At 64.7% G+C, this 18,117-nt stretch carries 17 protein-coding genes; 4 read left to right on the top strand and 13 right to left on the bottom strand.

The features are described 5' to 3' along the window. Positions 1-131: 131 nt before the first annotated feature. The 8 genes from P5704_015955 to bioB all read right to left on the bottom strand — a co-directional run bounded on the left by P5704_015955 (position 132) and on the right by bioB (position 8,671). Entirely contained in the window at positions 132-1,421 is a 1,290-nt protein-coding gene (locus P5704_015955; GenBank protein WOF77542.1) for a GGDEF domain-containing protein, read from the bottom strand. A gap of 162 nt (positions 1,422-1,583) precedes the next feature. After that, positions 1,584-3,389 (bottom strand): phenylacyl-CoA dehydrogenase, encoded by a 1,806-nt coding sequence (locus tag P5704_015950; GenBank protein WOF77541.1) that lies wholly within the window; start codon positions 3,387-3,389, stop codon positions 1,584-1,586. 375 nt (positions 3,390-3,764) lie between these two features. Continuing rightward, positions 3,765-4,013, bottom strand: coding sequence for a hypothetical protein (locus P5704_015945; protein ID WOF77540.1), 249 nt, complete (start codon positions 4,011-4,013; stop codon positions 3,765-3,767). An 87-nt stretch (positions 4,014-4,100) separates the two neighbouring features. Then, complete coding sequence (bioD, locus tag P5704_015940) at positions 4,101-4,787, bottom strand: dethiobiotin synthase (protein WOF77539.1); 687 nt, start codon at positions 4,785-4,787, stop codon at positions 4,101-4,103. Next, positions 4,787-5,602 (bottom strand): malonyl-ACP O-methyltransferase BioC, encoded by an 816-nt coding sequence (gene bioC / locus P5704_015935; GenBank protein ID WOF77538.1) that lies wholly within the window; start codon positions 5,600-5,602, stop codon positions 4,787-4,789. The genes bioD and bioC overlap by 1 nt, the downstream gene beginning before the upstream one ends. Continuing rightward, positions 5,595-6,320: an alpha/beta fold hydrolase gene (locus tag P5704_015930; GenBank protein ID WOF77537.1), complete on the bottom strand. Its 726-nt coding sequence runs from the start codon at positions 6,318-6,320 to the stop codon at positions 5,595-5,597. The genes bioC and P5704_015930 overlap by 8 nt, the downstream gene beginning before the upstream one ends. Beyond that, on the bottom strand, positions 6,313-7,491 hold the full coding sequence (gene bioF / locus P5704_015925; protein WOF77536.1) for an 8-amino-7-oxononanoate synthase: 1,179 nt from the start codon (positions 7,489-7,491) through the stop codon (positions 6,313-6,315). The genes P5704_015930 and bioF overlap by 8 nt, the downstream gene beginning before the upstream one ends. A gap of 121 nt (positions 7,492-7,612) precedes the next feature. After that, on the bottom strand, positions 7,613-8,671 hold the full coding sequence (bioB, locus tag P5704_015920; GenBank protein ID WOF77535.1) for a biotin synthase BioB: 1,059 nt from the start codon (positions 8,669-8,671) through the stop codon (positions 7,613-7,615). 93 nt (positions 8,672-8,764) lie between these two features. On the opposite strand from bioB, the gene P5704_015915 reads away from it, so the two are divergent. Both P5704_015915 and P5704_015910 read left to right on the top strand, forming a co-directional pair. Further along, complete coding sequence (locus P5704_015915; GenBank protein WOF77534.1) at positions 8,765-9,469, top strand: ComF family protein; 705 nt, start codon at positions 8,765-8,767, stop codon at positions 9,467-9,469. 71 nt (positions 9,470-9,540) lie between these two features. Beyond that, positions 9,541-10,515, top strand: a complete 975-nt coding sequence (locus tag P5704_015910; GenBank protein WOF77533.1) for a serine/threonine protein kinase — start codon at positions 9,541-9,543, stop codon at positions 10,513-10,515. A gap of 136 nt (positions 10,516-10,651) precedes the next feature. Here P5704_015910 and P5704_015905 read toward each other — a convergent pair whose 3' ends face one another. After that, the gene (locus tag P5704_015905) at positions 10,652-11,491 is read right to left on the bottom strand and encodes a 23S rRNA (adenine(2030)-N(6))-methyltransferase RlmJ (GenBank protein WOF77532.1); all 840 of its coding nucleotides are present in this window, start codon (positions 11,489-11,491) and stop codon (positions 10,652-10,654) included. 135 nt (positions 11,492-11,626) lie between these two features. Here P5704_015905 and P5704_015900 point away from each other — a divergent pair, with 135 nt between their 5' ends. Together P5704_015900 and P5704_015895 are read left to right on the top strand one after the other, a co-directional pair. Next, positions 11,627-12,670: a nitronate monooxygenase gene (locus P5704_015900; GenBank protein WOF77531.1), complete on the top strand. Its 1,044-nt coding sequence runs from the start codon at positions 11,627-11,629 to the stop codon at positions 12,668-12,670. 82 nt (positions 12,671-12,752) lie between these two features. After that, a complete protein-coding gene (locus P5704_015895) occupies positions 12,753-13,286 on the top strand; it encodes a sterol desaturase family protein (protein WOF77530.1) in 534 nt (177 codons plus the stop codon). Here the strand turns inward: P5704_015895 and P5704_015890 are convergent. Genes P5704_015890 through P5704_015875 form a run of 4 tightly spaced genes read right to left on the bottom strand, consistent with a single transcriptional unit; the run spans position 13,246 to position 18,116 of the window. After that, entirely contained in the window at positions 13,246-14,172 is a 927-nt protein-coding gene (locus tag P5704_015890; protein ID WOF77529.1) for a phytoene/squalene synthase family protein, read from the bottom strand. The two genes, P5704_015895 and P5704_015890, sit on opposite strands and share 41 nt — an antisense overlap. Then, positions 14,169-15,674 (bottom strand): phytoene desaturase, encoded by a 1,506-nt coding sequence (locus P5704_015885; protein ID WOF77528.1) that lies wholly within the window; start codon positions 15,672-15,674, stop codon positions 14,169-14,171. Before P5704_015885 ends, P5704_015890 begins: the two co-directional genes overlap by 4 nt. After that, positions 15,671-16,840: a lycopene beta-cyclase CrtY gene (crtY, locus tag P5704_015880; GenBank protein ID WOF77527.1), complete on the bottom strand. Its 1,170-nt coding sequence runs from the start codon at positions 16,838-16,840 to the stop codon at positions 15,671-15,673. The genes P5704_015885 and crtY overlap by 4 nt, the downstream gene beginning before the upstream one ends. Then, positions 16,830-18,116, bottom strand: a complete 1,287-nt coding sequence (locus P5704_015875; GenBank protein WOF77526.1) for a glycosyltransferase — start codon at positions 18,114-18,116, stop codon at positions 16,830-16,832. The genes crtY and P5704_015875 overlap by 11 nt, the downstream gene beginning before the upstream one ends. Position 18,117: the final 1 nt, after the last annotated feature.

The raw sequence follows: 18,117 nt of genomic DNA, 5'->3' as shown, positions 1-18,117 counted from the left end.
TCCTCGCAAGACACTGGGTTGCGACCACTATGGGCCGTTTGCAGCGAGTCTAACCGAATAACCAGGACAGGATTAAGCGTCTTTTTATGACCAGATAGTTTTGACCAGTCACTATCAATACCGATGCAACCCTAACGCGAATGCTCGGCCATGCGCACCGCGCCGCGGCCACCGCCATGCACTCGCAAACAGTTTCTTCCTGCTTTTTTTGCACTGTACAGCGCTTGGTCGGCGGCCTTGATCACCTCTTCCGGACTGCGCTGCTCGCCTTGTCGCTCCGCCACTCCGATGCTGATGGTCACCGAGACCTGGTTCGCCGACGCCGCTCCCCGGGCCATACGGCCGCGACGATCATCCTTCGGCCGATTGTGTGCGTCACGCAGCTGCAGGGCATAAGCCTCCACCGACTGGCGTACCGCCTCGAGGTGCGGCAGGCACTCCTCGATACTGTGCCCGGGAAATACCAGAGTGAATTCCTCACCGCCATAACGATAGGCGCGCCCACCGCCGCCGATCTTGCGCAGCCGGCTGGCAACCATCTTCAGCACCTGATCACCGACGTCGTGACCATAGGTATCGTTGAAGCGCTTGAAGTGGTCCACATCAGCCATCGCCAGCACGTACTGCCGCCCCAGGCGCTGCAGTCGCTCATTCAGAGCGCGACGCCCAGGCAAGCCGGTCAGCTCGTCACGAAAGGCCATGAGATAAGCCTCATGAGCGATTGCCGTCACCAGCATCAGCAGCACATGGCTGCTCAGAATGTTGAGGGCGGCATAGCGGCTGAACGTCTGCGGCAGCATCAGCAGAATGCCGAGCAGCGCGATGATCTGCGCCGCATGGGAAGGTCGCGGCTGGCGAAGGTACTGGACGATCAGCAATACCAGCGCCACGAGGAACACCGGATACGCCAGCTGGATGAGCGGTAGCCAGTCGGCCTTGAGCGCGGGCCAGCGAATCACCACCAGCCAGGCATGTAACGCTTCCGGAAACCGCTTTGCCAGCGCCACGGCGACGACACCGACGGCAAACAGCACGGCGGCACGGGCCAGACCGTCCTGCGCCAGGTGACTGCGCTCTCGCCACACGCCATACAGGCCGTAAAGCAGCGGCAGCAGCAAGCTGCAGAGATGAAAGGTCAGTGCAGCATCGTCCAGCAGAGTGCCATGCGCCCGGTAGTGATCGGCGTGGATATCGAGGAGGAAATAGGCAAGATAGACGCAGAGCAGCAGAAACAGCTCGCGGATGCGGCCGTACATCATGCAAAGCGCACCGCCGAGCAACAGCAGTACGGTCGGCAGGACGTTATAGAGCGACGTGAAGAACTCGCTCAGCGAAACCTGACGCGCGATGACCTCTCCGCCGAGCAACAGGGCCAATGGCGCGAGAAAATGGCTGAGGCGAGGCGGGACGGCACGCGACACGGCAACTCCGGCATGCTGCCGAGAAAAGCTAGCATTTTGCCTTCTTGCTACCCGTTGTGCAGCCGAAATACCGGCGAAGATGCGGCAAAAGCAGTACAACGTCTGGATCGGGCACAAAAAAGCCGCTGCAAAGCAGCGGCTTTCCTTTACAACCTCAACCCGTCAGTAACCGAGAGCGAAGTCTTCCTCAGCCATCTGCATCAGGTTGTCGGCACCGGACAGCATGGCGTCAACATGCATGCGGGTACGCGGCAGGATGCGCTGGAAGTAGAATCGCGCGGTCTGCAGCTTGGCCTTGTAGAACGCCTCCTCGGAGGTGCCCTCAGCCAGCTTCTCGGCAGCAACCCGAGCCATGTCAGCCCAGAAATAGGCGAGACAGGCGTAGCCGGAATACATGCAGTAGTCGACCGACGCCGCACCGACCATTTCACGATCCTTCATGGCGGCCATGCCGATCTTCATGGTCAGCTCGCCCCACTCCTTGTTCAGCTGATTCAGGGGGGTAACGAACTCCTTGATGGCTTCGTTGCCTTCCTGGTTCTGGCAGAACTTGTGCACGATCTTGGTGAAGGACTTCAGCGCCTCGCCCTGGGTCATCAGCACCTTGCGGCCCAACAGATCCAGCGCCTGGATACCGGTGGTGCCCTCGTACAGCATGGAGATACGCGCGTCACGCACGTTCTGCTCCATGCCCCACTCGGCGATGAAGCCGTGACCACCGTAGATCTGCACGCCGTGGTTGGCAGCTTCGAAGCCTACTTCGGTCATGAACGCCTTGGCGATCGGCGTGAGGAAGGCCAGCAGCGTGTCGGCCTGCTTCTTCTGCTCTTCATCCTGGCTGTTCTTGACGATGTCGACCTGCTTGGCGGTGAAGTAGACCATCGCGCGGTTGCCCTCGGCGAAGGCCTTCATGGTCAACAGCATGCGACGCACGTCCGGATGCACGATGATCGGGTCGGCTGGCTTTTCCGGCGCCTTGGGGCCGCTCAGCGCACGCATCTGCAGGCGCTCACGAGCGTACTTGATGCCGCCCTGGAAACCGATCTCGGCATGTGCCAGCCCCTGCAGCGCGGTACCCAGACGTGCGGTGTTCATAAAGGTGAACATCGCGTTCAGGCCCTTGTTCGGCGGACCGATCAGAAAGCCGGTGGCGCCGTCGAAGTTCATGACGCAGGTCGCGTTGCCGTGGATGCCCATCTTGTGTTCAAGCGATCCGCAGTTCACACCGTTGCGCTCGCCCTTCTCGCCTTCGGCGTTGGGCAGGAACTTGGGCACGATGAACAGGGAGATGCCCTTGGTGCCAGCCGGAGCATCGGGCAGGCGAGCCAGAACGATATGGACGATGTTCTCGGCCATGTCGTGTTCACCGGAGGAGATGAAGATCTTGGTCCCGTTCAGCTTGTAGCTGCCGTCGGCCTGGGGCTCCGCCTTGGTGCGCAACATGCCCAGATCGGTACCGCAGTGCGGTTCGGTCAGGCACATGGTGCCGGTCCACTGGCCGGACACAAGCTTGCTCAGATAGGTGTGCTTCTGATCGTCGGTACCGTGGGTAGCGATGGTGTTCATGCAGCCATGAGACAGGCCGGGGTACATGCCCCAGGACCAGTTGGCCTGACCGATCATTTCGCTGATAGCCAGACCGAGGGACTCGGGCAGACCCTGACCGCCGTGGTCGACGTCATGGGCCAGGCTCGGCCAGCCGCCTGCCACATACTGCTCATAAGCTTCCTTGAAACCGGTCGGCGTCTTCACGCCCGACTCGCTCCAGGTGCAGCCTTCGATGTCACCGACGCGATTCAGCGGAGCAAGTACCTGCTCACAGAACTTCGCGCCCTCATCGAGAATCGCGTTGACCATGTCCGGGGTGGCGTCTTCACATCCCGGAAGGCTCTGATAGTGCGCTTCGTAGCCGAGCAGCTCGTCACGTACGAAACGGATATCGCGCAAGGGGGCCTTGTAGTCGGGCATAGCGTAAACCTCAGCGGTGAGTTCTTGTAACAAGCTGACCGGGCGACCCAGCCATCTGAATTCGATTTCGACCGTCGGACTACCAGCCCGAAGGGTCAAACAGGCGTTTGAAACATACGTTTCGACCTGAGCGATGTCAAGCGCGGAACAGGGCACCACTTATCGGCTGAATCAGCCAAATTCAGGTCGAGCGAAAGCCACGCCTGGCGAAATTCGGGAATAGGAAATCTGATGTTGCAAAGACGCAGCAAGCCCGGCGCCTGCCGAGCTGACTGGCGGGAACGAAGATGCAGGAAGGAGAAAAGCGAAGCTGGCCGAGCGCATGAATGACGACTCGAATCAGCAAGGAGAATCGATGAGCGCCGGAGTACGCGATCAGGCCTGGGTATCGATCAGCGTGCCGAGAACTTCGTCAGCGCTTTGGATCATACGGGCGCCTGCCTTGGCACTGTGTTCACCGACCTTCAACTGGATCAGTTGCTCGGTGATTTCGGTGACCGCCTGGGAGTTGCCCAGCACTGGCGCGTTGGCGGAGGCGATGGACGAAGCGGCCTGCTCGACGCGCTGCTGACCGCCCTGGTAGGCACTGAGACCCGCGCCCAGAAGGTTATTGGTGATTTGCATGGTGACTCCACGCGCTATCAGGTTGCCAGCATTCAAGCAGATGCCGACACGTACCGCAAGGCGCGAGTCGCCGCAATGCGCGTCCGCTCACACCGGCTGCAACGCGGGCAACGTCAGGTAGCGCGCGACCTGACGCGCCGTTGGCGCAGCGAGGCGAGGCACCTGGCCAAGGCAGGGTGCCGGTAGCAGCTCAGCGAGCGTGGCGAGGTTGTCATCCAGCCGCGACGTGGCAGGGTCGATGATATTCGCCACCCAGCCAGCCAGCGCCAGCCCGTCGCGGGCGATCGCTTCGGCACTGAGCAGCGCATGGTTGATACAACCCAAGCGCACCCCTACTACGAGAATGACCGGTAAACCCAGCGCCGCGGGCAATGCCGACAGATGCTCACGCGCATTCAGCGGGACTCGCCAGCCTCCCGCGCCCTCGACCAGAGTGACGCCGGCCTGCCGGGCCATTACCGGTTGCACGGCCTCGATCAGACGAGCGGCGGTCAGTTCGACACCCGCTTCGCGGGCAGCTATGTGCGGGGCAATGGCCGGCTCGAACGCGAACGGGTTGACCGTCGCATAGTCCAGCGCAAGGCTGCACTCGGCCAGCAGGGCCAGCGCGTCGCTGTTACGTAAACCCTGCTCGGTCCTTTCGCAGCCTGAGGCGACCGGCTTCACCGCCGCGGTGGACAACCCCGCCAGGCGCGCTGCATGCAGCAGGCCCGCGGCGATAGTGGTCTTGCCAACATCGGTATCGGTGCCGGCAATGAAGAAAGCGCGATGCATCATGGCTCCTTGTGCAGAATGCCGTAGATCACCTGGTAGGTCGCCGGAAGCCCCTCGGGACGGCGGAACCCTTCGTAGGCCTCGACCAGCGCGCGGATGCGTGCACGCCCGGTCAGTCCATCCGGGCGACCCGGGTTCAGGTTGTGCGCACCCAGCGCCTTGAGCTCATGGGTCAGCTGGCGCAGATCGGGGAAATGCAGCACTTCCGGGCGCACTTCGAGACTCGCCAATCCCAGACCGCAGCCCCTACACAGCGTCTGGTAGGCCTCCCGCGAGCGGAAGCGGTTGACGTGAGCGAAGCCGTCCACCGCCTGCCAGCTGTCCCGCAGCTCCTGCAGGGTACCGCTGCACAGACTGGTGAAGGCAAAGATGCCGCCCGGACGCAGCACCCGCCGCACTTCGCTCAGCACGCTGGCGAAATCCTCGCACCACTGCAGTGCCAGACTCGAATAGATCAGGTCGACAGTGCCATCACGCAGCGGCAGCCGCTCGGCGTCACCGGTGACGAAATGCCGTGCGCCGCCCTGCGGCCGTGCATGACGCAGCATGCCCTCGGCGATATCCAGTGCCAGGCCATCGGCCTCCGGAAAGGCCGCAGCCAGGACGCGGGAGAAGTAGCCGGTGCCGCTGCCAAGATCGAGCCAGCGGCCGGGTTGCCGAGTGGAGGGCAGTCGGGCCAGCAATTGATTGCCGACCTGTCGCTGCAGTGCGGCGACGCTGTCGTAACTGCCCGCAGCACGGGAAAACGATGCCGCGACCTGGCGCTTATCAGGCAACTGCGCCGGCGGACGCTCGCTGAGCGATGCTTCAGTCATCCTCGCCATCACCCATAAACGCCAGCATTGCCGTCGCCACGTCGTCGGCACGCTCCAGCGGCAGGCCGTGGCTGGCATTGGCCAGCACATCGACTTCCACATCCGGCAGACAGGCCAGCAGCGCATCTGCCGCTGACTCCGGCACCAGCGCATCACCATCGGCGAACAGATGCAGCTGTGGCCCCACATAACCTTGCAGCGCCTCGCGACCGTCCAGCTCGGCGAGCAGACGCAGCCCGGCGGCAGCCACTGACGAAGGCTGCTCGAGCAGGCTCACCTGCAGTTGCCGCGCCAGCGTGCGCGGATCGTAGGCACTGCGGCTACACAGCAGGCTGAAGCGCTTGAGCGTGTCATCCGGCCCGAGGCGGAAGGCCTCCTCGAAGGCATCGAACACTTCGGCAGGCATCGCCGTCGGCCAGTCGTCACGGCTGCGGAAGCAGGGGTTACTGCAGATAGTGATCAGTCCCGGACAGTTGTCGCCGCGCCGCGCGGCCAGTTGCGTCGCCAGCATGCCGCCAAGCGACCAACCGGCGAGCCAGCTGTCGACGGGCAGCCGCGCATCCAGCTCATCGAGCCAGGCCTCGGGGTGATCCAGCGTCGGCAGTGGGGCAATGTCGACCTGCAGCCGTGGCTCGCGGTCGCGCAATAGCTCGGTCAGGGGTTCAAGGGCGGCCGAGCTGAACGCCCAGCCCGGCAGAAGAATCAGTCGATCACGCATCCTCGTTCTCCTTGGGCAACAGGGCCCAGCACTCGACCAGCGCTTCCAGCAGGCGGTCCAGCTGTGCCTCACTGTGGCTCGCCGTGAAGGTGATCCGCAGCCGTGCGCTGCCAGCCGGAACGGTTGGCGGGCGAATCGAGCCGACCAGGATGCCGCGCTCGCGCAGCAATGCCGACAGCCTCAACGCCCGTTCGCTGCTGCCGACCAGCACCGGCTGGATCGGCGTCGGGCTGTCCATTAGGGTCAGGCCGATCTGTGCCGCACCTTCGCGGAAACGTGCAACCAGCCGGCACAGATGCTCGCGGCGCCAGCCCTCGCTACGTAAAAGCTCCAGGCTTTTCAGTGTGGCACAGGCCACCGCAGGCGGCTGGCTGGTGGTGTAGATGTACGGTCGCGCGAACTGGATCAGCGTTTCGATCAGCTCCTCGCTACCGGCTACAAAGGCGCCCGCGGTGCCAAACGCCTTGCCCAGCGTACCGACCAGCACCGGCACGTCATCGATGCCGAGGCCAAAGTGCTCGACGATGCCGCCGCCGGTTGCGCCCAGCGGACCGAAGCCATGGGCATCGTCGACCATCACCCAGGCGCCGTGCTGCTTCGCCGAGGCACAGATCGCGGGGAGGTCGGCAAGATCGCCGTCCATGCTGAACACACCATCGGTCACCACCAGGGTATTGCCGCTGGCCTTGTCCAGGCGTTTGCCGAGGCTTTCGGCGTCGTTGTGCAGGTAACGCGAGAAACGCGCGCCGGAGAGCAAACCGGCATCGAGCAGGGAGGCGTGATTGAGCCGATCCTCCAGCACCGTATCGCCCTGCCCGACCAGCGCGGTGACCGCGGCCAGATTCGCCATATAACCGGTGGAAAACAGCAGCGCCCGTGGTCGTCCGGTAAATGCCGCCAGCGCTTCTTCGAGCTGATGATGCGGCGTGCTGTGGCCGATCACCAGATGCGAGGCGCCGCCGCCCACACCCCACTTTGCGGCGCCCTGCTGCATGGCTGCGATCACCTCGGGATGGCTGGCCAGTCCCAGGTAGTCGTTGGAGCAGAACGCCAGCAGCCGCTGCCCATCGACCATCACTTCCGGCTGCTGCGGCGTTTCCAGCAACGGGCGTTGACGATAGAGATGGGCCGCGCGGCGCTCGGCAAGACGGGCGGAGAGATCGAAAGTCATGGACTCGGATACCGGCGAATGGTGGATAACCGCAAGCGGGTTTATCCACCTTACGAAGAGTCGCGTTAAGTGTCGGGGGAATCGGGGCGCAGTTGGCGTCTCCGTCCACCGAAACGAATCATCAGGCTGAAGCGGCGTTGTAGAACAACTTGCTGTCGCGCTGTTCGATCAGCGCCTGCTCGATGGCCGCCTGGTGTACTTCGTCGGCATGCTCGTGGCGCTCTTCCGGCTTGATGCCCAGACGCGCGAACAGCTGCATGTCCTTGTCCGCCTGCGGATTGGCGGTGGTCAGCAGCTTCTCGCCGTAGAAGATCGAGTTGGCACCAGCGAAGAAGGCCAAGGCCTGCATCTGCTCGTTCATCTGCTCGCGTCCGGCGGACAGCCGCACATGGGATTTCGGCATCATGATCCGCGCCACGGCTAGCATGCGGATGAAGTCGAACGGATCGACGTCCTGTTCCTCGGCCAGCGGCGTGCCCTTGACCTTGACCAGCATGTTGATCGGCACAGATTCCGGGTGCTCAGGCAGGTTGGCCAGCTGGATCAGCAGGCCGGCGCGATCGTCCAGCGACTCGCCCATGCCGAGGATGCCGCCGGAACAGATCTTCATCCCCGCCTCGCGCACGTAGCTCAGCGTTTCCAGACGCTCGCCATAGGTGCGGGTGGTAATGATGTTGCCGTAGTACTCCGGCGAGGTGTCGAGGTTGTGGTTGTAGTAGTCCAGCCCCGCCGCCGCCAGCGCCTTGGTCTGCTCCTGATCGAGCTTGCCGAGGGTCATGCAGGTTTCCAGGCCCAGCGCCTTCACACCCTCGACCATCTTCAGCACGTAGGGCATGTCCTTGGCCGACGGATGCTTCCAGGCGGCACCCATGCAGAAACGTGTCGAGCCGATGGCCTTGGCTTCGGCCGCCGCCTCCAGCACCTTCTGCACTTCCATCAGCTTCTCTTTATCGAGGCCGGTGTTGTAGTGCCCGGATTGCGGACAGTACTTGCAGTCTTCCGGGCAGGCGCCGGTCTTGATCGACAGCAGCGTGGAGACCTGCACGCGGTTGGCATCGAAGTGCTGGCGGTGCACGGTCTGCGCCTGGAACAGCAGATCATTGAAGGGTTGCTCGAAGAGCGCCTTGACCTCGGCGAGGGTCCAATCGTGGCGGGTAACGGAAGCGGAGGTGGCGCTCATGGGCATTCCTTGTAATTAATAGCGGCTCGGCGGCCTGGCACGGATGCGGAATGGTTAGCCAAGCTCGATACGCTGTCAACCAGGAAAGGAATCATGGTTTACAACTGGTCAATTAATATACAGCACTGCCTGCTGTGCGATGAACCTTGCGACGGTCACCCACTGTGCGGCCCTTGCGAAGCCGAACTGCCCTGGCTCGATGGCCGGTGTGCAACCTGTGCCGTGCCAATGCCGACACGCGGGCTGGTCTGCGGCGAATGCCAGAAAAGGCCGCCAAGCTATGACCACGTCGAGGTGCCCTGGCGCTTCGCCTTTCCCGTGGATGCACTGATCACCCGCTTCAAGCACCAGGCGCGCTGGCCATTCGGCCGCCTGCTTGGCGAGCGCCTGGCGCTGCATCTGCAGCACGCCTTCACCGAGGGACTGCCGCAGCCTGATCTTCTGGTCCCGGTACCGCTGGCACGTCGACGCCTGCGCCAGCGCGGCTTCAATCAGGCGCAGATGCTCGCGCGGTGGCTGGGCGGAGCGCTGAAACTGCCGGTCGACGAGCATCTGCTGGAACGCGTCGTCGATACGCCACCGCAGCAGCAACTGGACGCCGCCACGCGACGACGCAATCTGCGCCAGGCGTTTTGCCTGGCGCCGGGTACCGACATCAAGGGCCGCCATCTGGCGCTGATCGACGACGTGCTGACCACCGGTGCGACCGCCGAGGCGCTGGCGCGACTGCTCAAGCGTGCGGGTGCGGTGCGAGTGGACGTCTACTGCCTGGCACGCACGCCCAAGCCAGGCGACTGATAGCGGCGGACGCGCGGTTGTTTAAAAGCCCCGGTGCAATACACTGATCGGTCTATTCTGCGGAGCCGGTCATGTCTCATCCCTTCGATACACTCACGCCGGACCTGGTCCTCGACGCTGTGGAAAGCATCGGTTATCTCAGCGATGCCCGCGTGCTGGCGCTCAACAGCTACGAGAACCGCGTCTATCAGGTGGGCATCGAAGATGAAACACCACTGATCGCCAAGTTCTACCGTCCCGGTCGCTGGAGCAACGAGGCGATTCTCGAGGAGCACCAGTTCAGCCTGGAACTGGTCGAGCACGAGGTGCCGGTGGTGGCGCCGCTGGAACGCAACGGCACGACGCTATTCGAGCACGCCGGCTTCCGCTTTGCGCTATTTCCACGTAGAGGAGGCCGCGCGCCGGAGCCGGGCAATCTCGACCAGCTCTATCGTCTCGGCCAGCTGCTGGGGCGGATGCATGCGATAGGTGCAAACCGGCCGTTCGAGCATCGCGAAACGCTGGGCGTACAGAATTTCGGCCACGATTCGCTGAATAGCTTGCTGGAAGGCGGCTTCGTGCCCAAAAGCCTGCTGCCTGCCTACGAGTCGGTGGCACGCGATCTGCTCAAACGGGTCGAAGACGTCTTCGCCAGCACCAACTTCACCCCGATCCGCCTGCATGGCGATTGCCACCCGGGCAACATCCTCGCCCGCGACGATGCCTTTCATCTGGTCGATCTCGATGATTGCCGCATGGGCCCATCGGTGCAGGACCTGTGGATGATGCTCGCCGGCGAGCGCCATGAACGTCTTGGTCAGCTGGCCGAACTGGTGGACGGCTACAACGAATTCCATGATTTCGCCCCCCGCGAGCTGCCGCTGATCGAGGCGCTGCGCGCCCTGCGGCTGATGCACTACAGCGCCTGGCTGGCTCGCCGCTGGGATGACCCGGCCTTTCCGATGAGCTTTCCTTGGTTTGGCAGCGAACGGTACTGGGGCGACCAGGTGCTGATCCTGCGCGAACAGATATCGGCGCTGCAGGAAGAGCCGCTCAGGTTGTTCTGAGGCATGGTGTGGCTGCGGACCCGTGACGGTGGATGTGAAAAGCGAAATCCACCCTACGAATCCCGGCGTCTGCGTAGGGTGGATCGCGCTCTATCGATCCACCGGGTGGCGGTCCACCGGGTGGCGATCCCGCGGCTCAAGCCTCTTCGATCAACCAGTCCAGGCGCCAGCTGCCCTGGCTCTGCGCCAGCTGCTCGGACAGCCATGGCAACAGCTCGCGCAGCTCTTCCTCCAGCCCCCACGGCGGGTTCACGATGGCCAAGCCCGAACCGCTCAGGCGGCTGGCGTCGTCGGCGGGGTGGACGAACAGCTCGGCACGCAGCAACTTGGGCGCCCCGCTGCGCGCCAGGTCCTGATAGAAGCGCTTGAGCTGGCGCTCGTCCTTGATCGGATACCAGATCACACCGATGGTCTGGCGCATACGGCCGAGCGCTTCCTTCAGCGCCGTCACACAACGGCTCAGTTCGTCGGCCTGTTCGAACGGTGGATCGATCAACAACACCACACGCTTTTCCTGCGTCGGCATCAAGGCCCGCGGTACATGCCAGCCCTCTCCTCGGTGCACGGCCACGCGGCGGTCGCCGGCCATGTTGTCCTTGAGCAGCGCGCCGTCCTCGGGATGCTTTTCGTTGAGCTGCAGGCGATCCTGCTCGCGGGTCAGTTGCCGCGCCAGCTCCGGCGAACCGGGGTAATAGCGCAGCGTGCCGTCCGGGTTGAGCTGGCGGATCACGCCGAGGTAGTCATCGAGCAGCGCCGGGTGCGCCTCGGCCTGCCAGATGCGGGCGATGCCTTGCAGCCACTCGCCGGTGCGGCTGGCCTGGTCGCCGGCCAGGTCGTAGAGGCCGACGCCGGCATGGCTGTCGAGGTAGGCGAAGGGCGCCTCCTTGCGCGACAGCAGGGCGAAGATCCGGCTCAACACCAGGTGTTTGAGCACATCGGCGTGGTTGCCGGCATGGAAGGCGTGGCGGTAGTTCATCTGATCCTCCTCGAGAGCCGCGCAGTTTACCCGTCCGCCTTGCGCCGCGCAGGTCCGGCATGACCAGCGTCGTTTTCCCCGGCCACCGACTAGGGCTACAGTGCCCACCCACGACGACTGAACGGAGCTGACCTCATGGACCTACGCGATCTCTTCGGCATCGAGCACCCGATCATCCAGGCGCCCATGGCCGGTGCACAGAATCACCTGCTGGCCGCGGCGGTCTGCGAGGCCGGCGGGCTGGGTTCGATCCCGGCCGGCATGCTCAATGCCGAGGCGCTGGACGCCGAACTGACCGCCATCGAGGCGCTGACCGACCGGCCCTACAACGTTAACTTCTTCTGCCACCAGACGCCGGCTGCCGACCCGACGGCCTTCGACGCCTGGCACCGGATGCTCGCACCCATGTTCGCCGAATTCGCCATCAACCCGGCGAGCATTCCCACCGGCGCCACCCGCCAGCCGTTCGATGCGGCAATGGCCGCGGTGCTGGAGCGGCACAAGCCGGCGCTGATCAGCTTCCACTTCGGCCTGCCGGCGCCCGATCTGCTGCAACGCGCCCGCGCCACCGGGGCGAAGATCGCCTCCAGCGCGACTACGGTCGCCGAAGGCCTCTGGCTGCAGCAGCACGACGTCGACCTGGTGATTGCCCAGGGCCTGGAAGCCGGCGGCCACCGTGGCATCTTTCTCAGCGAGGACCTGACCACCCAACTCGGCACCTTTGCCCTGCTGCCGCAACTGGTCGCCGCGCTAAACGTGCCGGTGGTCGCCGCGGGCGGCATCGCCGATGCCGGGGGCGTGGCTGCAGCGCAGACGCTCGGTGCGGCTGGTGTGCAACTGGGCACGGCCTACCTGCTGTGCCCGGAGAGCCGCACCAATGCGCTGCATCGCGCCGCGCTGAAGAGCCCGTACGCAGCGCATACGGCGCTGACCACCCTGTTCAGCGGGCGCCCGGCGCGCGGCATCGTCAACCGCATCATGCGCGAGCTGGGTCCGCTGCCCGAAGGCGTGCCGCCCTTCCCGCTGGCCGGCAACGCCATCGGCGCGCTGCGCGCCCAGACCGAGAAGCAGGGCCTGGATCACTGTACGCCGCTGTGGGCCGGGCAAAATGTCAGCGGCTGCCGGGAGATCCCGGCCGGCCAGCTGACTCGTGAACTTGCCGGCGGCTGGCGGGCCTGAGTCATTACGCAGTCCGTCGCGGCGAGCCCTGAGCCGCCGTGACGGCGCGTAGAATCGACCGCACGTCACACGGAATCCCGCCATGAGTCCACTGACCAATACGCTCGTCTTCCTCGCCACCCTGGCCGGCATGGAAGTCTTCGCCTGGTGGGCACACAAGTACGTGATGCACGGCTGGGGCTGGGGCTGGCACAAGTCGCACCACGAGCCGCGCAACGGCTGGTTCGAGAAGAACGACCTCTATGCGGTGGTGTTCGCTGGCGTGGCGATCGGGCTGATCGCCCTCGGCACGGCCGGTTATCACCCGCTGGAATGGATCGGCGCCGGGATGACGGCCTACGGCTTTCTCTATTTCGTCGCTCATGACGGGCTGGTCCATCACCGCTGGCCGCTGCGCTATGTGCCGCGCAACGGCTATCTCAAGCGGCTGTATCAGGCGCACCGTCTGCACCATGCGGTCGAAGGCAAGGAGCGCTGCGTATCCTTCGGCTTTCTCTACGCGCCGCCGCTGGCGGTGCTCAAGCGCCAGCTGCGCGAGCTGCACGACGGGCCGTTGCGCAAGCACCAGGGTGCATCTAGCGAGGACGTCTCCAGAGACCGTCAGGACGCGGCCTGACCTGCATCCGCCGCGAGGCCAGCGCCAGCACACCACCCCCCAGTAGGAACTGCAGCTTCTGCCCTTTGCTGGTCGACACCCGCGCATCCCACGCCGCCGCGCCGCGCGCTTTCACCTCGACGCCGATCTGCCGGTAGACGCCATGAGCCGTGGCAATCGACCAGGCCGAGCGCAGCGGCAGATCGCGCAGGCCCTGCGACGCCGAGCGATAGTAGGGTTCGGCCAGATCCACCAGTCGCGCTGCCAGCGTGGCCAATGCCGCACGATGCTCAGGTAGCGCGATCTCATCTTCAGGGATGCCCACTTCGGCCAGCCACTCGGCCGGCAGGTAGACACGGCCGATCTGCGCATCCTCGACGATATCACGGGCAATGTTGGTGAGCTGAAAGGCCAAGCCCAGATCACAGGCGCGATCCAGCGTCGGCTCCGCTGCGGCGCCCATCACCCGCGCCATCATCAGGCCGACCACGCCGGCAACGCGATAGCAATACAGCAGGGTGTCGTCGAGGGTCTGGTAGCGGTAGCCCTGCACATCCATGCGAAAGCCGGCCAGATGTTCCAGCGGATGGGCCTTGGGAATCCGATGACGCTGGATCACCTGCTGGAAGGCGGCGAACGCCGGATAGGCCATCGGCTCGCCGGCATAGGCGCGTTCGGTCAGGTCAACCAGCTCGGCCAGCCGCGCCTCACCGCTGTTGCGATCGCCGGCGAGCTGACCATGCCCCAGCGTCTGCCCGTCGATCACGTCATCACAGTGACGGCACCAGGCGTAGAGCATCACGGCGCTCTGGCGGGTGCGCTCGTCGAACAGCTTTGCCGCCGCCGCGAAGCTCTTGGAGCCGACGTTGATCGCCTGGGTCGAGTGATCGACGACCTTGTCGTTCATCCGGCCTGCTCCTTCAATAGAAAGTCCTCCAGCATCAGCCCGGCAGTGGCCTTGGCCGAACCGACGACCCCCGGCACGCCGGCACCGGGGTGAGTGCCGGCGCCGACGATATAGAGGTTGGGAATCACATCGTCGCGGTTGTGCGGGCGGAACCAGGCGCTCTGGGTAAGGATCGGCTCCAGCGAAAACGCTGAGCCCAGATGAGCGTTGAGCTCGTCGCGGAAATCGTGCGGCGTGAAGATGCGGTGCGTGACCAGATCGCCGCGCAGACCGGGAATGTAGTGCCGCTCGAGGTACTCGAAAATGCGGTCGCGGTATTTCGGCCCCTCCACCGCCCAATCGATATCTGCCGTGCCCAGGTGTGGCACCGGCGCCAGCACGTAGTGGCTGGCACAGCCTTCCGGCGCCAGCGAGGGATCGGTTACGCAGGGCGCATGCAAGTAGAGGGAGAAATCATCGGCCAGGGTCTCACGCTTGAAAATCTCGTCGATCAGCTCGCGGTAGCGCGGCCCGAAGCACACCGTGTGATGCTGCAGGTGCTCGTGGCGGCGCTTGAGGCCGAAATGGATGACGAACAGCGACATCGAGAAACGCTTGCCGGATAGCCGTTTGGCCTCGTCGCGACCACGCTGTTCGTGGCCGAGCAGCTGCTTGTAGGTGTTGACCACATCGGCGTTGGAAGCCACTGCATCGGTATCGAAGCGCCGACCGTCACCCGTGATCACCGCCTTCGCCCGCCCTTCGGCCAACTCGATGCACGCGACCTCGGCGTTCAGCTCCAGTTTGCCGCCTAGATCCTCGAACAGCCGGACCATGCCCTGCACCAGCGCCCCGGTGCCGCCGCGCGGAAACCAGACGCCGCCCTGACGCTCCAGCGCGTGGATCAGCGCATAGATGGACGAGGTTTCGAAGGGGTTGCCGCCGACCAACAGGGAGTGAAAGGAAAGCGCCTGCCGCAGCCGGTCGTTCTCCACGAACTTGGCCACCATGCTGTACACGTTGCGCCAGGCCTGCAGCTTGGCGAGCTGCGGGGCGACACCGATCATGCTGCGAAACGACAGGAAGGGCACAGTGCCGAGCTTGACGTAGCCCTCCTCGTACACCGCCCGCGAATAGGCGAGAAAGCGCTGATAACCGGCGACGTCACGGGGGTTGAGCGCATGGATCTGCCGATCCAGCTGGGCCTGGTCGTTGACGTAGTCGAAGCTGTAGCCGTCCTCCCAGCACAGCCGGTAGAAGGGGCTGACCGGCAGCAGCTCGACGTAGTCGGCCATGCGCTTGCCGGCGCCGCTGAAGAGTTCTTCCAGCGCTGGCGGATCGGTGATCACCGTCGGGCCGGCATCAAAGGTGAAGCCCTGGTCGTGATAGACGTAGGCGCGGCCACCCGGCTTGTCGCGCTTCTCCAACAGGGTGGTCTGGATGCCGGCACGCTGCAGACGGATGGCCAGCGCCAGCCCGCCGAAGCCGGCGCCGATTACCACCGCTCGTTTAGCTTGGTTCATCGGTAATCCTTGCGATGCAGATCATGGGCGGCGAGCGCGCGCAGCGCTTCGCCGAGCGGAACAGGAGGCTTGCCCGAGACGATGCGCAAGCGGTCGCGGGTGGTCAGCTTGGCCGCATAGAAACGCTGGATCAGCAGTTCGCGCAGGCGATAGAAACGTTGCATCACCGCCCAGCGGCGATCGGCGGGACCAGCCATGAACAGCATGCGATTGAGCAGTCGGAAGAAGCCGCGCTGACGCCACTGCGCCAACGAGTAATCGCGGATCGCCTCGAACAGGCTGGCGGCATCCCAGCGATCAAGCGCGATCAGGTGATCGGCCAGACGCACCGCGTCGGGCAGCGAGTAGCCGGTGGTGGGATGGAACAACGCTGCGGACAGCCCGGTCTGCGGCACGCCCCGCGCCTCGTCCCAGAACGCCGGCAGATCACCGGAAAGCACGATGGGCAGCACGCCCTGCTCCTCGCGCAGCATTTCGACGATGGTCCAGCCGCGCGCACTGGCGTAGCTGCCGATGTTCTCACGCAGCGTATCCGGGGCCACGGTAGCGCCGTCGGCGTAGTAGGTGTCTTCGATCAGTAGGGTGTCCGCACTCAGCGGCAGCACGTAGACGAAGCGATAGCCGTCGTGCTGGGCAACACTGGCGTCCATGATGATCGGCTCCTGCAAGCCGTGCGGCTGTTGCAGGCGCAGTTCCTGGCCGAGAAACTTCTGAAATCCGAGGGCCAGCTGATCGGTCCGGCGCACGCCGCGTCCATCGATCACGGCGCCGGCCTGCAGGATGTCCCCCGAGCCCAGACGCACCCTTTGTGACTCCACGCTGGCGACGGTCGTGCGCAAACGCACGCCATCGCTCAGTTCTGGCATCAGGTACTGGTGAAAGCGCTCCGAGAAGATGCTCGCGTAACCGCTGCCCAGCCGGCGCTGCAGGTCGGGAAAGATCACTTCATAGCCGGGCCAGCGCTTGCCCACCATAGGCTCCAGCCAACGGTGCTGAGCCGGCGTCAGATCGTGCTGGTGAAAGGACCAGGTGTGATTGCCGCCCAGGGTGTCGCCCTGCTCGACGAGCAGCAGGCGCAGATCGGGCCGCTGCTGACGCAGGCGCAGGGCCAGGAGCCCGTTGGCCAGCCCGCCGCCAACCAGGATCAGGTCCGCATCAAGCGCCACTCGCCACCTCCGGTCGTAGTCCATCTGTCCCGAGCGCCGCCTCGATCAGCTCGGCGGCACGCACCGCACCGCCAGCCTCACGCACTTCCGCCCCGAGCCGCACCGCCCGCTGGCGAAACTCGCCTTCGTTCAACAGCCGCTGCAATGCGTGGCCGATCCGCGCCGGGCTCGCCAGTTGCGACTGCAAGCGCAGGCCGACGCCGGCATGTTCGATACGCGCTGCGACACCCGGCTGATCGAAGGCAATCGGCAGCGCCAGCATCGGCACACCGGCCTCCAGGGCATCGAGCACGGTATTCAGCCCGGCATGGGTGATGACCGCCGCAGCCCTGGCCAATGCTGCCCGCTGCGGTGCGAAGTCGGTGACCCAATGCGCGCCCTCATCCTGCAGCCGCGCCGCTTGCGCGGCATTCAACCCGCCGCAATGGGCGATCAACAGCTGTACGCCGAGCGGCTTGCAGGCGCGGGCGATATTGCGCAGCAAGGTATAGCGATGTCCCTGCAGGGTGCCCAGCGAGGCGAAGACGAACGGCCGCGTCGGATCGATTGGCAGGTTCAGCTCGGCTTCGTTTTCCAGCGGACGCCGCAACGGCCCGACAGCATGAAAATTCGCCGGGAGCTGGCGGCGCGGAAAGTCGAAGCCGGGCACCGTCTGGCTGATCTGCAGCAGCGGCGACAGGCATTCGCTCAGGGTTGAGCGCGGCGTCAGGCCGAACGCCTGGCAATAGTGCTGAATCACATTGGCATGGGGCCGCATCAGGCGGTCGTAGACACGGCTACTGTGCAGGTTGAGCTGCTCGCCCCAGTCGGTCGTCCGGTAGCGCCAGGGCATCACCGGCAAGGGCACCAGCGGCTCGCGGTTGAACGGCAAGGCACAGGCGATGGATACGAACGGCAGATCGAGATGTTCGGCCACCAGTGCCCCCGCCGGCTCCATCTGGTCGGCCAGCACGGCGTCGACCTTCAGCGAACGCAGCACGCCCGGCGCCTCGCGACAGAACAATGCGGTACTCGTCGCCATGTCGGCAATGACCCGGCGGATGCCGAACGGCCCCGGTTGCGCGGCGCGGCGGACCACCGCAGCCAGGCTGCCCGGCGGATGAGACTCGGCGCCGATGGTGGCAAATCCCGCCGAAGGCAACGTCAATAGCTCGCCGACATCGGCCTGCTGAACGAAAGTCACTCGGTGGCCTCGCTGCGTCAGCGCCCAGGCGACTGCTTCGAACGCGCGCAGGTGGCTGAGAAAGGGCGGCGCGATTGCCGCGAAATGAGTCATC

The organism is Pseudomonas sp. FeN3W, assembly GCA_030263805.2.
Lineage (GTDB): Bacteria > Pseudomonadota > Gammaproteobacteria > Pseudomonadales > Pseudomonadaceae > Stutzerimonas > Stutzerimonas stutzeri_G.
The sequence above is the reverse complement of the archived record's forward strand: the minus strand, read 5'-3'. Positions and strand labels throughout refer to the sequence as shown.

Bases quoted from the DNA above. Each gene is read 5' to 3' on its own strand.
- P5704_015950 (WOF77541.1), bottom strand. From the start codon at position 3,389: ATGCCCGACTACAAGGCCCCCTTGCGCGATATCCGTTTCGTACGTGAC.
- P5704_015905 (WOF77532.1), bottom strand. From the start codon at position 11,491: ATGAACTACCGCCACGCCTTCCATGCCGGCAACCACGCCGATGTGCTC.
- P5704_015930 (WOF77537.1), bottom strand. From the start codon at position 6,320: ATGCGTGATCGACTGATTCTTCTGCCGGGCTGGGCGTTCAGCTCGGCC.
- bioD (WOF77539.1), bottom strand. From the start codon at position 4,787: ATGCATCGCGCTTTCTTCATTGCCGGCACCGATACCGATGTTGGCAAG.
- P5704_015885 (WOF77528.1), bottom strand. From the start codon at position 15,674: ATGAACCAAGCTAAACGAGCGGTGGTAATCGGCGCCGGCTTCGGCGGG.
- P5704_015875 (WOF77526.1), bottom strand. From the start codon at position 18,116: ATGACTCATTTCGCGGCAATCGCGCCGCCCTTTCTCAGCCACCTGCGC.
- P5704_015945 (WOF77540.1), bottom strand. From the start codon at position 4,013: ATGCAAATCACCAATAACCTTCTGGGCGCGGGTCTCAGTGCCTACCAG.
- bioF (WOF77536.1), bottom strand. From the start codon at position 7,491: ATGACTTTCGATCTCTCCGCCCGTCTTGCCGAGCGCCGCGCGGCCCAT.
- P5704_015900 (WOF77531.1), top strand. From the start codon at position 11,627: ATGGACCTACGCGATCTCTTCGGCATCGAGCACCCGATCATCCAGGCG.
- bioC (WOF77538.1), bottom strand. From the start codon at position 5,602: ATGACTGAAGCATCGCTCAGCGAGCGTCCGCCGGCGCAGTTGCCTGAT.
- P5704_015890 (WOF77529.1), bottom strand. From the start codon at position 14,172: ATGAACGACAAGGTCGTCGATCACTCGACCCAGGCGATCAACGTCGGC.
- P5704_015915 (WOF77534.1), top strand. From the start codon at position 8,765: ATGGTTTACAACTGGTCAATTAATATACAGCACTGCCTGCTGTGCGAT.
- P5704_015910 (WOF77533.1), top strand. From the start codon at position 9,541: ATGTCTCATCCCTTCGATACACTCACGCCGGACCTGGTCCTCGACGCT.
- bioB (WOF77535.1), bottom strand. From the start codon at position 8,671: ATGAGCGCCACCTCCGCTTCCGTTACCCGCCACGATTGGACCCTCGCC.
- P5704_015895 (WOF77530.1), top strand. From the start codon at position 12,753: ATGAGTCCACTGACCAATACGCTCGTCTTCCTCGCCACCCTGGCCGGC.